This is a genomic window from Vagococcus sp. WN80Y, assembly GCF_059621045.1.
The window spans coordinates 1-14,467 of sequence record NZ_JCAQHY010000154.1 but is presented as its reverse complement, the minus strand read 5'-3'; the positions used below and the strand labels follow the sequence as shown (position 1 = coordinate 14,467).

Below are 14,467 nucleotides of genomic sequence, written 5' to 3'. Positions count from 1 at the left end.
ATATAAACCATCTGCTACAAAAAACGTTAGCTACAAGTCACCCCTTGACAGAAGTCTCTTGTAGCTAACGTCAGACATCATTATTACACTTTATTTGGCACTCCTACCTCTGTCATTTGACCATCTCGAATCTTAATTACACGGTCACAATAACTTAATAAACGTTCATCATGTGTGACCATAACAATGCCTTTATTTTTGGCCTTAGCCTCATTAGCTAACAACTCAACTACTTCAAAGGCTTTTTCAGAATCTAGGCTGGCTGTTGGCTCATCAGCTAAAATTACTGCTGGATCATGGTAAAGAGCACATGCTATTGCAACTCTTTGGCGCTCACCCCCAGATAAATCCCGAGGATACTTATCACGTAATTCGGCTATCCCTAAACTATTCAGCAATTCATCTCTTTTGGCTGGATTCCGCTTCGTTTTATCCACTTTTTCGATTAACTTAAACTGATCGATTACTGTTAAAAATGGAACTAGATTGGAGCTCTGCAAGATAAAGCCAATTTGTTTAAATCTTAACCTTAATAATTCTTTTTTACTTAATTTTTTTAACTGCTTCTCACCAATAAAAACCTCACCGCTTGTCGGTTCTTGCAAGCCCGCGGCCAGCGTTAAAAATGTACTTTTTCCTGAACCAGAAGGACCGATGACAGCAACAAATTCTCCTTGATTAATCGTAATTGAGGACTCACTTAAAGCAGTCACTTCAGTATGACCACTCCCAAATTTTTTCTTAACATTAACAAGCTCTAATACTTTTGACATCTGTCTAACCTCCTATGGCAACTAGTGGATCAATTTTAGCAACTGTTCTAATAGAAAAAGCGCCACCTAAAATAGCGGCTAAGATTAGCAATCCGCTAAAAACTACCATCCTTGAATAATTACTGGCATAAGGCATCGAATCAGGTAAAAATAAGACTGTTACACTTGTCAAAATCAACCCCAAACTAACGCCAACGATAGCTAAAAATGCCGTTTGCAATAATACTGATTTTGCCAAATAACTTGTTGGAACGCCTTGAACTTTTAAAACACCAAACATCCCCGTCTTTTGAAGGGTCATCACAAAGATAAAAATCCCTAAAATAAACGCAGAAATTACAATTAAAAAGTAAATCATGCCATCTAACGTTAAATTTTGCGCACTATAACCAGGTAGCTTTTCTATAAAATCTGCAATGCCGATCACTTGACTATTCTTATCAGTAGTCGTCACATTCGTTTGTTTTGACCTCACAACAAAGCCATTGACCAACTCACTTGCTGAAGGAGAATCACCGTATTTAATAGCTCGCCAAGTTTCTAAATTAGTATAAATAACTGGCACAATATTGAAACTACTTTCTTTCGTCCAACCGACAATTTCTAGTTCTTCCTCATATTTACCTGCTGTCAATTTGTCCCCTAATTTAAAGCCTTGATTTTTCAACGATTCAGAAGCAACAAGTTGATTTTTAGCTAACTTACTTTGCCCCTCTATCACTTTTGGCATTAAAAATCCAGACGTATTAATTCCAAATAGGCTAACATTAGTCAGTTCAGCTGACTCATCATTTTTTTCTCTAATGGCCAAAGAGAGTTGACCAATTGGTTCAGCAGTGCCTCCTTTGATCGACTCTTTGACACTCATCTCTAAACTCGAAGCATTTAAATTACTATTAGCTTCTTCGGCTAAAACAACCTCATCTGCTTCCCATTGGTCCACCGCCAAGCGATTACCTTGAGCTAAACCATTAGCTAAGCCAGACAAAATGAAAATTAACCACGCAACTAATGCCATGACCAAAATAACCAACACGTATTTTCCTTTTGAATACTTAATTTCATTTATCCCTAGAAACATTTCTCATCACATCTTTCATTTTGAATAAATAAAATATATCACTTATCAATTGATAAATGAAATAATTTGCTTATCAATTGATAAATAAATAAAAAAAAAGACTCTTCTTTTAAGAAGAGCTCTTAAGCTATGATAATTCCATGAAGCATAAACTCAATAAACAGTTTCACATCTTCATATTGCGTAGTCTTTTGATAAGTCTGCTGGATACTAAGCATTGAACTGACATTATAGAGCACAAAGCGAGCTGCCTCTTCAACAGAAACACCCTCACGCAACGAATTTTCAACGGATGTTTGCTTAAAAACAGCGGCAAAATTGTCGCTGTAAGTCTGTTTAAAAATCAAATAAAGGTCGCCGTGAGACTCTGTGTCCATCTCAACAAACATATCATTTAACATCAAAAATAAGTTGGTTGGATGCTTGTCGATCAACAACTCGATCATCTCAAATAATTTTTGTTCTAAAGGCAGACTCCCCTCAACTATGACAGCCAAATCCCGTTGGACATTATCAGTTAGTTGCCCAATGACTGCCAAGTATAACTCTTTTTTATTTTTAAAATGATGATAAAGATTCGGCTGAGTAATATGAACTCGTTCAGCAATTTCACGCGTAGACGTATGCTTAAACCCTTTACTCATGAAAAGCTCTGAAGCCTCATCCAGAATAGCCTGACGGGTCTTCTCTAGCTCTATTTTTCGTGTATTAATTTTTCCCATCAGACCGCTCTCCCTTCGCGTATTCAGTTTTATTCTAGCACAGAATAAAGTCATTTTGGTCAAAAATAGAAATTTAGTTATACCTCATTTGATTTCACTAGCTGAGTTCCAATGAATTCCCCCAAGAATTGGCTTATTCATGGTATAATTAACCAAAGAAAAGGAGGCGACGGCATGCAAGAATCATTAATAACCAAAAAAGTCATCGCCTACTCCTTAAAAAAATTGATGGAAGAAACACCCTTTCAAAAAATTTCCATCCGCCAAATTATGGAACAAGCTGAAATTCGTCGGCAAACATTTTATGATCATTTTCAAGATAAGTATGAATTATTAGCTTGGATTTACCAACAAGATATTAGCGAAAATATCAGTGACTTTTTAGACTATGAAAAGTGGCATAAAGTTGTCTTTCGCATCCTTGATTATTTTTGTCGTCACCAAGTTTTTTATCGCAATGCCCTCTCTATTTCTGAGCAAAACTCCTTCGATCATTATTTTTTTGAGCATACTCAAGAGTTACTTAGAACGATTATTAACGACGTAGCGACAAAACAAACGTATACTATTTCGCCTAAACAACTAGAGTTTAGCGCTGAACTTCTAAGTCACGCCTTTGTGGGACTCACCAAAGAGTGGCTGATGACTGGCTGCCCCCAAAGCTCAGAAGAGTTAGCAACCATCACTTCAGAAACCTTAGAAAATGCCATAATCGGAATATTGATGAGCTCAAAATAGTCTGCACAAATCAAACAACCAAAAAGAAGAGAGAACGCAACCGTCAGCTCCCTCTTCTTTTTGTATTTACCAACCGTAAGCATCTGTCGGTAGAACCAAATAATCCACCCAACGATCATCCAGAATCTCTAAAAAGGTCAAAGAAACACCGGCCATGTTAAGTGACGTCATAAAGTTACCTACCTTCTTAAACCGAATAGTAATTCCTTCTAATTCTAACAAGCGACGCACATCGTTAGCAAAAATGGCTAATTCCATAAAAGGAGTGCCACCCAACCCATTAATTAGGATGGCCAGTTTACTTCCAGCATGTAACGGGTACTGAGATTTCAATTTATTGACCAACTCATTGGCCAATTTTTCAGACGATTCCATCGGCTCTTCGCGATAACCAGCTTCTCCATGAATCCCAATCCCAAATGAAATTTCCCGCTCTGCTAATTCAAATTGGCTAGTCTCAGTCCCGGGCAAAGTTCCTGGTGCTAATGCAACACCCAAAGTATTTAGTGACCCCACTACCCGCTCTGCCAACTCCTCTAACTCTACTAATCCCAAACCACTAACTGCTGCCCCACAAACAATTTTATGGACAAAAACAGTTCCCGCAACTCCCCGTCGCCGCTTCTTAAAATTACTTTTCTCAATAGAGCAATCGTCATTGACAATCACATGCTTAACAGCAATTCCTTTTTCAATTGCCAATGCTTCTGCGGCTAAGAAACTAGCCACATCGGCTTCAAAGTTTTTAATCACTAAGAAGACACCTGCCCCTTGATCGGCTTGTTCAATGGCAGTAACGATCATTTCTGGCGTTGGAGGTGTGAAAACTGCTCCATTGACACTGGCAGCTAAAAAATTTTGCCCAACATAGCCAGAATGAGCCGGCTCATGACCTGTCCCTCCGCCACTAATTACTGCCACTGTGCCAGACTCTAATTGACGTCGAAGTATAATACCTGTTTTCGGTACTCTTTCAAGTCGCTCTTGATGAGCAAAAGCAACACCATCTAATAACTGTGTCACCACATCTTTTGGTTTATTAATAATTTTTTTCATTGTCAACACCTCTAAAATCAATCTCTAGCATTCTCATAAAGTAGTTACTTGTACTAGTTTACCATAGTCCTTATAAGATAAGATAAATTAAATGTCCTTAGAACCAGACCAAAACTAACTAAAGCGGTCGTTCTAAGGACATTGTTACTAATTCAGTTGGTAATTTTTGTTAGGCATCTATGAACTAGACGTTCAAGCGACAATTATTTTACAAAGCCACTTGTTTTTTATAATCACGACCAATTTTGTCTGCCACGATTATCGCTGAAGCTACTGCTTCTACTTCAATTGGGAAAGGCATTGAATGAATAGATTCTTCTGGGATGCACGCTTTTTCAGCTACAGCAACCGCTTCTTCAAAACTAATACTCTCGACACCAATATCTGCTAAACAAACTGGCAAGCCTATTGATAAAGAAAAATCTAATACCTCATACAATTCTTCTGTTTCAGCATTTTCTAATACTAGTTGACAAATAGTACTAAAGGCAACTTTTTCACCGTGAAAATAGTGATGAGTCCCTTCTAAAACGGTTAAACCATCATGAATTGCGTGAATCGCCGCTAAACCACTACTTTCAAACCCTAATCCTGAAAGTAAAATATTTGTTTCAACAATATTCTCTAAAGCAGGGGTCACGATATTATTATCACAGGCGATTTTAGCATTATATCCATCTTCTAGTAAAGTCTCATAACACACTTTCGCCATCGTATACGCGGCAATTGTATGCTTCGCAGGCTTTGTTTCTTTCGTTAGATAACCACAAGGCAGCCCCGCATTAACATTTGAGAAAGAATTTGCCGTTGCACGCGCTTCAAATAAGGTTGATAGTGCATCGCCCATTCCAGCTACTAGAAAACGAGTTGGGGCGTTAGCGATTATTTTAGTGTCAACCAAGACCACACTCGGACTTTGCTTAAAGTAGGCATAGTCATCAAACTCTCCCTCTGGCGTGTAAAGGACTGCCGAATGACTGGTAGGGGCATCCGTTGCTGCAATCGTCGGTACAATAATCAGTGCCTCTCCTTCAGCCACACATTTTGACGTGTCAATCGCTTTTCCGCCACCCAAGCCAATTACACAATCAGTTGCATTTTCTTTAGCCAATTCTTGCAAACGCGCCACTTCTTGACGAGAGCACTCACCATTAAAATGACTAGAAATGATTGTTACGCCAAACCTCGTAGCGGTTTCATCTAGTTGCTTTTGAACCCGCTTAATATCATCTTCATGAGCAATTAATAAAGCTGACTCTCCAAAGGTTTTAATAAAATAGCCTAAATTTACTAATTCATCCTCGCCTTGAACATATTTTGTAGGACTAATAAATGCTTTTCTCATCTGATCATTACCTCCAATTAATTTGATTGCTGTTGATCTAACCATGTAATAACTTCTGTATAAATATCTTGCTTAGATGGTTCATTGAAAATTTCGTGAAAGAGCTTAGCATATATTTTTAACGTTTTATCCTTAGACCCAATGTCACCAAAGAAATCACGAGAATCCTTTTCTGCAACAATACCATCATCTGCACCATGTAAAATCAGTGTTGGCTCAACAAAAGCTTGATTATTTTCTTTAAGCCACTTAATTCCTTCTGGTACGATATTCAATAAACCAATTGAAATTTTCTTTTCCACCAAGGGATCATTCATATAAGCAACACCAACCTCTGGATCACTGCAAACCCCATCCCCCAATGAATTATCTAAATAAGTATCAACTGGCGCTTCAATTGGTAATGGGCCAAAAACTTCGTTATTATAGCGTGTCAAAGCGCCTGACATCACAATGCCATTAACTATCCCGGGATACTTTGTGCCAAACATCGAAACAGTGAAACCGCCCATACTATGGCCAATCAAATAAATTGGCAGCTCTGGATAGTCAGCTTTAGCTAAATCAACCAGCGTTTTACAATCATCTGGCAGCTCATTAAAATTACTAAAAAAGACTCTTTTTCCCTCTGAGCGAGCATGACCACGTTGATCGTAACGATAGACCACATAATTGGCCGCTAATAATCGCTCAGTAAGTGCGTCATAACGATTGAGATGCTCTGCTAATCCATGGACGATAATCGTCACTGCTTGGGGATTAGCTGGCACATCCTTTCGTGTAAAAAGATGTGTGCCATCAAATGATTTGACCATACTTTCTTGCTTCATCAACTAACATCCTCCTTAACATTCTATCCTAATTTATTTTATTTTTAGAGGCTCTAACTGATCGTCAATCGCCTGTAAACTTGCTCCTGCTTGAATCAAAGCTGCTGCAGTATAGCTTCCTTCAATCAATGCTACATCGTATAATTGGACTTCTTTTTCAGACACTTCCATGACCATCTCTAAATTCATCTTAGCACTACCTAAATCATAAAAAGCTAACAATTTTTCAGCTTCATTCTCTGCAAATGCCTGCTGAATTTTATCGAAACTCGTTCCAATTTCATTATCATCTGTTCCACCTGCATAAGTAATCGCAACATCTTTTGCGACTTCTCTCATCAGCCTTACCACACCTACCGCGATCTCTGGAACATGAGACACAACAACTACGCCTAGTTTGGTCATTACACTACCCCCGCTTCTAACATTGTTTCAAATAAATAACGACTGGAAATCGTGCCCGGATCCAGATGTCCAATCGAGCGTTCACCTAAATAAGACGCACGCCCCTTTGTAGCAATTTTATTTTTTGTCCGCTCGCTAATTTCCACTAACGTCTCAGGCGTCAGGTTATTTTCTGAGAGTGCTTCAATCGCCCCTGCCCACATATCAACCATGGTTTTTTCGCCCACCTCTGCTTTACCGCGCATTTGAATACCAGCTAATCCCGCTTCTAAAATCGGAATCAACCCATCCGTTGTCATCGCTGCTTTTGCCATGCCAATAAAAGCCGAGCCATATAGAGGACCAGAAGCTCCGCCTACTTTGCTCACCAAAGTCATTCCAGCTAATTTAAACACATCTGCAACCGTATCAGTTTTTTTATCCTCTAAAGCCGTCACCATTTCAGCTGTTCCTCTAGCCATATTCGTTCCATGATCGCCATCACCAATTGCACTATCAAGCTCACTTAAATAAGCTTTTTCTTGATTAATCTTCTTAGCAAAAAGCGTTAACCAAGTTGTTACTTTTGCTCCATCCATCAACTATCATCCTTTCATACTCCCCTTACCAAGCGATTGTTTTAACTGAATAGGTCAAGTGCTCCAACCAGCTTGGCTCATCCAATTTAATCATGGTTAAAGATAAACCCGTCATGTCTATCGCAGTCATATAATCGCCAACTTTTTTAAAGCTGATCGTTAAATTGTCTGCTGCCAACAACTCTTTAACATCATTCATAAAAATATATTGCTCCATCAACGGTGTACTACCTAATCCATTAACTAATACCCCAAACTCATCACCTGACTGCCACTGAAACTGCTCTTTCAATTTTCCAACAATTTCTTTTGCAAGCTCTTTAGATGACATGATTTTCTCTTTTCGGTAACCTGGTTCGCCGTGAATACCCACGCCAAATTCTAATTCATCTTCTCCTAAAACAAATCCTGGATGTCCTACTGCTGGAACAGTAGCGCCAGATAAAGCAACACCAAGCGTTTTAATATTAGGAACAATTTGATCGGCCAACTGCTTAAGCTCGGTCAAACTAGCACCTTGATCCGCAGCCGCTCCTAAAATTTTATGCACCAAAATAGTCCCCGCAACGCCACGTTTTCCTGCTGTATATGTGCTATCCTCCACAGCGATATCATCATCAACAATCACCGTTTCAACTTGAATACCTTCCATTTCAGCTAATTCTTGAGCCATCTCAAAATTCATGACATCTCCCGAATAATTTTTGATGATTAAGAACACACCTCCCCCTTGATCAACAGCCTTAATAGCTTCCAACACTTGATCGGGCGTCGGCGAAGTAAAAACTGGCCCACACACAGCCCCGCTCAGCATTCCTTGGCCAACAAACCCAGCATGCGCTGGCTCATGGCCACTTCCACCACCCGAAACAAGACTTACCTTATCTTTTTGTAACTGACGGCTAACAATCACACCGCTTTCATTTAAGCGCTTTAAACTATCACCATGTGTAAAAACTAACCCTTCTAACAGTTCATCGACGACCGTTTCAGGCGAATTAATAATTTTTTTCATCCTGTCCTCTTCCTTTCTTGATCTTGAGTTAATCTTACAATGAAAAGGATTTCTTGGGAACGGACAAAAAAACGAATTTGTCCAGATTCACTCTTTTTAACTTATCAACAGCTCAAAAAACTACTCAGCTCGTCTCCTCACACTGAATAGTTTCTCTTATTAATTAACCCTCTTTTTTAACCATAAACCAGCTTTGCCAACTCGGTAAATTTCCAAATGATACGGCCCATACTTAGGTTTTTCACTCGGTTCAATTTGATTAGCCAAGCGAGCTATACACAGTCTTCGCATATCTAACAACGTTTCATAGGAAATTAAAGGATTCTGACCTTCATTCATAACCCTTTGGTGAGGCCGATGACCACCAACGTAAGTATAATCAGCATATGGTTCTAATTGCACAATCAGTCTTTCTATCACTTTCAGATAATCAGACAGCTTACCACTATTAGGCAACCACAGCCACGTATTCTGATAAAATGCATCCCCAACAAAGATCATTTTTTCCTTTTTGTAAATAAATAGACTAGAGCCTGGCGAGTGACCAGGTGTCTCAACAACTTCTATTTGAGCTTGATCTGAAAGACCGAAGAAATCTCCCTCTTTAAAAGTTAAATACGTCGCCACACGATAACGTTTCGGACGCGCTCTAAAGATTAGTGTTGCAAACCACGCCTCCCACTTCAATGTTTGCCAAGTCGCCAACTCTACCTGTGGCACATAAATCGTATCAAATTCATCTGCGTGATACATATGATCACAGTGCATATGGGTGATTAACAAAACCAATGGCTTAGTCGTATAACTCTCCAACAAAGGGCGAATATTATCTACTTCCATCGCCGTATCAATCACATAAGCCTGTTCCTCGCCCTCTATTAAATAAAACACATGGTTGCGCCGACTCGTAAAACTAGTAACAGTTGGACTAATTTGGTCGATAAAATAATCAGTCATCCTACACCTCTCAATTAGGTTTTCTTTCTCTCATTGTAACACACCCATACCTTTCAAATCACTCTCGCACAATCGCTAACCAAATGTACGTCTTTCCCCTACCTCTTAAGTAATTGGCTCTGCCTTACCCCCATACTAAGTAGGGTAAAAATCAAAAAAAGTTATCAAGTAGGCAAATGTTTGCCTACTTGATAACTATAACTTATGCTTTTTATTTAGCTCCAACCTCTTGGCCTGCAATTCGACCAAAAACAATAATATCCGTAATAGCATTACCACCTAAACGATTGCTTCCGTGTATCACACCAGTTAATTCCCCTGCCGCATATAAGCCCGGAATCGCTTTGCCGTCTGTATTGAGCACCTCAGTCTTATCATTAATAACGAGTCCACCCATTGTATGGTGAACTGACGGTGCCGCTTTTTCAATATAATAAGGTCCCTTTTCCAATGAAACTAAACCGCCACGATGATTAAAGTCTTTATCTTTACCATCTTTTGCATATTGATTCACTTTTTTGATCGTTTCTTTTAAGTTCTCCGTATCAATATCGAAAAAGGCTGCTGCTTCTTCAATTGTATCTGCCTTAACAATTAATTTTTGTTTTACTAGTTCGTCATACTCATCACCATGGGCTTCCATCGTTTTTGAGATTTTGTTAAGATCTTCATTCCATAACTGATACGTATAGCTACCAGTCTGTTCTAAAATCGCATTTGAGATCACATCACGACGTTCCAATTCCTCAACAAATCGCTGTCCTTCTTGATTAATTAAAATCGCACCATCAAATCGAGTATCTGCTAACAATGAGATTACCCCTGTCTCAATATTACAAACAGGATAGGTTTGAATACTTTCCATATTCGTCAAGTCCGCGCCAACTTTTTCAGCCATTACAATACCGTCACCAGTTGATCCTTCAGTCACCGTAGACATATAGCTTTCATCCATTTTAGGATTATATTTTTTCCGCATCTCGATATTTGAACCAAAGCCACCCGTTGTCAATACAACCCCATCTTTAGCTAAATAAGAAATAGTTTGCTCTTGACGATTAGTCGCTTCAACACCTGTTACTTTACCATCTTTATCTTGAATTAACTCTTTTGCTGTAGTATTAAGCTTAATTGGAATTTTCAAGTCCTCTGCTTTTTTACGGAACTTTTTAATCACTTCAGCGCCAGTATGCCCTACTGGAATCAATGCTCGTTTATATGAATGACCACCGAATTGAAACAACTGATCATCAATAAACTCAACCTTAATATCGTCTCTTAACCATTCGGCTGCTGACAGTGCATTTTTAGTCATCACTTCAACCATATGAGGGTCCCCAACATTGTCGCCCCCTTTTAAGGTATCTTTCGTCATTACTTCAGGGGAATCACCCTTAATCCCTAATTTTTCTTGCACCCAGTTATTTGGTACATTCATTTCCGCTCCTGAAATCAAGGTATTGCCACCTACTGCAGGCATTTTTTCAATTAAGACCACTGATTTACCTGCTTCTTTTGCCTCAATCGCCGCACTAAATCCAGCCCCACCTGAGCCTACAACCACAACATCATAGGTCTGTTCTGTCTGTTCTGTCTCTTCTTTTTCTTTTCCTTTATCTTTCTTGCTTCCAGCAACCAGTGTTATACCTGATTTCTTAAGCGCATCTTTAACTGCTGCAATATAGCCATCACTCGTTGCAGTTGAGCCTGTTACGACATCAACTTCAGGTGAATTTGTCTCAACTATTGTCTCTTTTAATTCATCATAAACCGGCTCTGCCAAGACTTCATTTTCAGTATGTTTGACAACCTTAATATCATCGATTTGTTTATCCTTAATAGTCACCTCTACTTTAATGTCGCCGTGCTTACCGTCACCTTTTCCTTCGAAAGTGCCATCACCAATCGCCTCATTAGCTTGACAACCCGCCAACGCCAAGACTGTTAAGAGTGTTGCCCCAAAACGGAAAATCTTTTTCATTATTTCTCCTCCTAGAAATTAGTGTTATACTATAATTGTTTCATCTGCAACAGATTTGTTCATACGTGAGCATGATGTAAATCTAAGCTTATGAGTAAATTATAGGTATAATCACTCATCTTGTCTTTACACAAATCCGTAAAAACTTGCACAAATCAGACTACTTGTTAAAAAAATCACGAGACTTTATAAAAGGATAACAGATAATCATGTCACTTAAACAAAAACTCTTACTTAGTACTAGCTTACTTTTTATACTATTATTTATAGGTCTTTTTATTGCTATTAATCGGGAAATAAGACTGACAACTTTACCACTCAATAGTCGAGCCACTCAACAGATTGTCACGAGTAAAAGTAAACAAATCAATGATTGGTTCAGCGAGCGAATCAGTGAAATTGCTACTCTAGGCGAATTTTCAAGTCGGCATGATTTAACAACATCAGAGCTTTTTGAAGAAACAAAAGCCATCGAGCAACGTCAGAAAAATATCTATGAATCTATTCGTTTGGTAACAACAGAGGGCATTTCCAAATCATGGATAGCACCCAGTTTTTCAATTCGCGATCGTCATTACTATCAACGCTTAGCTGACAGTAACTTAACATATGCCGTCAGTAATGCTCTTCATTCAAAAGAGGCCAACCACGATATTATTATTGTGCTATACCGTTTACCAAAACCAACAACTGATTCAATCCAGTACATCGCTGCGGCAATTAACGTTGAAAAAATGGAAGCTATGGCAGAAGAACTCACCATTTATGATGGCGTCGGCGAACTCGTTAACAAACAGCCTGATAGCGTGTCTGTCGACAAGCAGCTAACAACCGCAAAAGAAAAGCGCCTAACCTTTAATGGCCATATTGACCTACTACCAGATTGGTCAATCAATTATACGGTGAGCCAAGCCGAACTTTTACAAACTGATTTACGCATTCAGCGAATCACTTTTGTATTGGCTGCGATTCTTTTCATCGTTCTAATGCTTTTCTTATTCTTACTTTTGCGGTCATTTATTAGACCCTTAGAAAATTTAAACAAGACAATGGCTGCTGTTCAAGCTGGCGATCAAGACGCACGAGCGACCGTCATTTCTAATGATGAAATCGGTCAAGTCAGTCAACAATTCAATGTCATGCTTGAACAAATCTACGCTGTTCAGCAAGACAATATCAATGGACAAATCCGCTTACTACAAGAACAGGTCAAGCCACACTTTTTATACAATACGCTGGACACTATTCAGTGGCTTGCCGCTGAAGGTGATAGCCTTGGCGTTGAACAAGTCGTCACTGCTCTCAGTGATTATTTTCGAGTTGGATTAAATAATGGTTCAGAAATGACTACATTAGAGAAGGAATTACAACATGTGAGTAGTTATTTAACGATCCAGGAAATTCGCTATGAAAAGCAAATCAGCTTAACTTATAACTCACCAGATGATTTGCTACAAGCAATTGTTCCACATTTTCTGCTGCAGCCTTTGGTTGAAAATGCCTTGTATCATGGCATTCGTCCACTTCCTTTAAAAGGACAAACTTTGACTATCCAAGCAACCTTAGAAGATAATAAACTATTGATCACGGTTGCTAACACAGGGCAACTTCCGACTTCGGAGAAGCTCGCCGCTATTCAAGACTTCCTTGCCAGTGATTTATCAGAGCGAGAAGCAGTTGGATTCGGTCTGTACAGTATTACTTTTCGCCTAAAGCTCATCTACCAGCAAGCAGCTTCCTTCTCTGTAGCTGTTACCGATGAACAGTTTGTCGCTAAACTAACGATTCCATATCAAAAGGAGACTAGCCATGACACTACTCATCGTTGATGATGAACCCATAATTAGACGTGGGCTCACTAAAATGGTCACCCAAACAACTGCCCTTTTTGAGCACATCCTCCAAGCAGAAAATGCTCACGATGCTCTGCAGTTGTTCACTAGCAACACTAACATTACAGTTGTTTTTGCTGATATTAATCTACCAGATATGAACGGTTTAGATCTCGTCGCAGCAATCAAAAAAATCAATCCTAAGACATTAATTGTCATGATTAGCGGCTATGATGATTTTTCATATGCCAGACAGGCCATTCATCTAGGTGTTTTTGATTATCTATTGAAGCCAGTCGCACAATCAGATATTCATGATTTATTAGATAAACTCACGATACACCTTGATACTCATAAGGAAGCGAGTCAAAAAAAAAAAGCCTACTCATCAAATGATTTATGCAACCAAGCAGCTTCTTATTTGTCTCAGCATTACGCCAAAAAAGACCTGTCGCTTTCTATGGTAGCAACTGCTCTTTTCGTTGATTCTTCTTATCTAAGTAAACAAATGAAACGTCACCTTGGAAAATCATTCAACGAGTACTTAGCAACCTTAAGAATTGAAAAAGCTAAAGAATTGCTCCTCATGCCAACCCACTATTCCATCCAAGAAATTGGAGAAAAAATTGGTTACCCTAATCAGCATTATTTTAGTCGCATTTTTAAACAACACACAAAACTAAGCCCAAGTCAATATCGACAGCACTAAAATAAGAGCTGGGACATAAAGTCGTTTTGCTCCGAGCACTACGTAAGCTCCGATACCTTAACTCTCTTCGATGTCCCTCATTTCTAAGGGCTAAAGCCCAAAGATTGATGGCTTGCAAGTTTACTTGCTTAGTGTTTAGGATAACGAAACAACGTGTAGTGGCCCTTATCTCGAAAAACCCGAACAATCGGTAATTTCGATTGCTCGGGTTTTGAGAAATTGCCGAGATAGCAGACTTTTGGAGCGCGTTTATCATATAATAAAGAGAGGGTAAGACTTTTATACGAAAACTAAACCTGTAAAAAAACAAAAAAAGCTACCTCCTACTAAAAGCGTGGTTTGCCAAATTTGGTCTAGAGCACTTTAACAGATAGTTGTTAAAGTGTTCTTTCTATTTTGTAAATAACTTCCTCCAAGTTCTTTATAGCGGGACTGATCGGAAAAC

At 39.0% G+C, this 14,467-nt stretch carries 14 protein-coding genes; 3 read left to right on the top strand and 11 right to left on the bottom strand.

What is annotated here, in order from left to right:
- Positions 1-83: 83 nt before the first annotated feature.
- The 3 genes from AC5KOD_RS12100 to AC5KOD_RS12090 form a co-directional block, all read right to left on the bottom strand.
- Positions 84-773 carry an ABC transporter ATP-binding protein gene (locus tag AC5KOD_RS12100; RefSeq protein WP_496914826.1) on the bottom strand — a complete coding sequence of 230 codons (690 nt, stop codon included), beginning with the start codon at positions 771-773 and terminating at the stop codon, positions 84-86.
- A 4-nt stretch (positions 774-777) separates the two neighbouring features.
- Positions 778-1,854 carry an ABC transporter permease gene (locus AC5KOD_RS12095; RefSeq protein ID WP_496914825.1) on the bottom strand — a complete coding sequence of 359 codons (1,077 nt, stop codon included), beginning with the start codon at positions 1,852-1,854 and terminating at the stop codon, positions 778-780.
- Positions 1,855-1,976: 122 nt separating this feature from the next.
- The gene (locus tag AC5KOD_RS12090) at positions 1,977-2,576 is read right to left on the bottom strand and encodes a TetR/AcrR family transcriptional regulator (protein ID WP_496914824.1); all 600 of its coding nucleotides are present in this window, start codon (positions 2,574-2,576) and stop codon (positions 1,977-1,979) included.
- A 174-nt stretch (positions 2,577-2,750) separates the two neighbouring features.
- Between AC5KOD_RS12090 and dhaS the strand changes: the two genes are divergently transcribed.
- Positions 2,751-3,314, top strand: coding sequence for a dihydroxyacetone kinase transcriptional activator DhaS (gene dhaS / locus AC5KOD_RS12085; RefSeq protein ID WP_496914823.1), 564 nt, complete (start codon positions 2,751-2,753; stop codon positions 3,312-3,314).
- Between the two features lie 66 nt (positions 3,315-3,380).
- Here the strand turns inward: dhaS and dhaQ are convergent, their stop codons facing one another.
- The 8 genes from dhaQ to AC5KOD_RS12045 all read right to left on the bottom strand — a co-directional run bounded on the left by dhaQ (position 3,381) and on the right by AC5KOD_RS12045 (position 11,481).
- Positions 3,381-4,370: a DhaKLM operon coactivator DhaQ gene (gene dhaQ, locus AC5KOD_RS12080; protein WP_496914822.1), complete on the bottom strand. Its 990-nt coding sequence runs from the start codon at positions 4,368-4,370 to the stop codon at positions 3,381-3,383.
- Positions 4,371-4,578: 208 nt separating this feature from the next.
- Entirely contained in the window at positions 4,579-5,715 is a 1,137-nt protein-coding gene (locus AC5KOD_RS12075; protein ID WP_496914821.1) for a glycerol dehydrogenase, read from the bottom strand.
- A gap of 17 nt (positions 5,716-5,732) precedes the next feature.
- Entirely contained in the window at positions 5,733-6,545 is an 813-nt protein-coding gene (locus AC5KOD_RS12070; RefSeq protein ID WP_496914820.1) for an alpha/beta hydrolase, read from the bottom strand.
- A gap of 33 nt (positions 6,546-6,578) precedes the next feature.
- A complete protein-coding gene (gene dhaM, locus AC5KOD_RS12065; RefSeq protein ID WP_496914819.1) occupies positions 6,579-6,950 on the bottom strand; it encodes a dihydroxyacetone kinase phosphoryl donor subunit DhaM in 372 nt (123 codons plus the stop codon).
- Positions 6,950-7,528, bottom strand: a complete 579-nt coding sequence (gene dhaL, locus AC5KOD_RS12060; protein ID WP_496914818.1) for a dihydroxyacetone kinase subunit DhaL — start codon at positions 7,526-7,528, stop codon at positions 6,950-6,952. Before dhaL ends, dhaM begins: the two co-directional genes overlap by 1 nt.
- A gap of 25 nt (positions 7,529-7,553) precedes the next feature.
- Positions 7,554-8,543 (bottom strand): dihydroxyacetone kinase subunit DhaK, encoded by a 990-nt coding sequence (gene dhaK / locus AC5KOD_RS12055; RefSeq protein ID WP_496914817.1) that lies wholly within the window; start codon positions 8,541-8,543, stop codon positions 7,554-7,556.
- 159 nt (positions 8,544-8,702) lie between these two features.
- The gene (locus AC5KOD_RS12050) at positions 8,703-9,500 is read right to left on the bottom strand and encodes an MBL fold metallo-hydrolase (RefSeq protein ID WP_496914816.1); all 798 of its coding nucleotides are present in this window, start codon (positions 9,498-9,500) and stop codon (positions 8,703-8,705) included.
- A 211-nt stretch (positions 9,501-9,711) separates the two neighbouring features.
- The gene (locus AC5KOD_RS12045; RefSeq protein ID WP_496914815.1) at positions 9,712-11,481 is read right to left on the bottom strand and encodes a flavocytochrome c; all 1,770 of its coding nucleotides are present in this window, start codon (positions 11,479-11,481) and stop codon (positions 9,712-9,714) included.
- A gap of 209 nt (positions 11,482-11,690) precedes the next feature.
- Here AC5KOD_RS12045 and AC5KOD_RS12040 point away from each other — a divergent pair, with 209 nt between their 5' ends.
- The gene (locus AC5KOD_RS12040) at positions 11,691-13,310 is read left to right on the top strand and encodes a sensor histidine kinase (protein ID WP_496914814.1); all 1,620 of its coding nucleotides are present in this window, start codon (positions 11,691-11,693) and stop codon (positions 13,308-13,310) included.
- Positions 13,291-14,022 carry a response regulator transcription factor gene (locus AC5KOD_RS12035; RefSeq protein WP_496914813.1) on the top strand — a complete coding sequence of 244 codons (732 nt, stop codon included), beginning with the start codon at positions 13,291-13,293 and terminating at the stop codon, positions 14,020-14,022. The genes AC5KOD_RS12040 and AC5KOD_RS12035 overlap by 20 nt, the downstream gene beginning before the upstream one ends.
- Positions 14,023-14,467 lie beyond the last annotated feature (445 nt).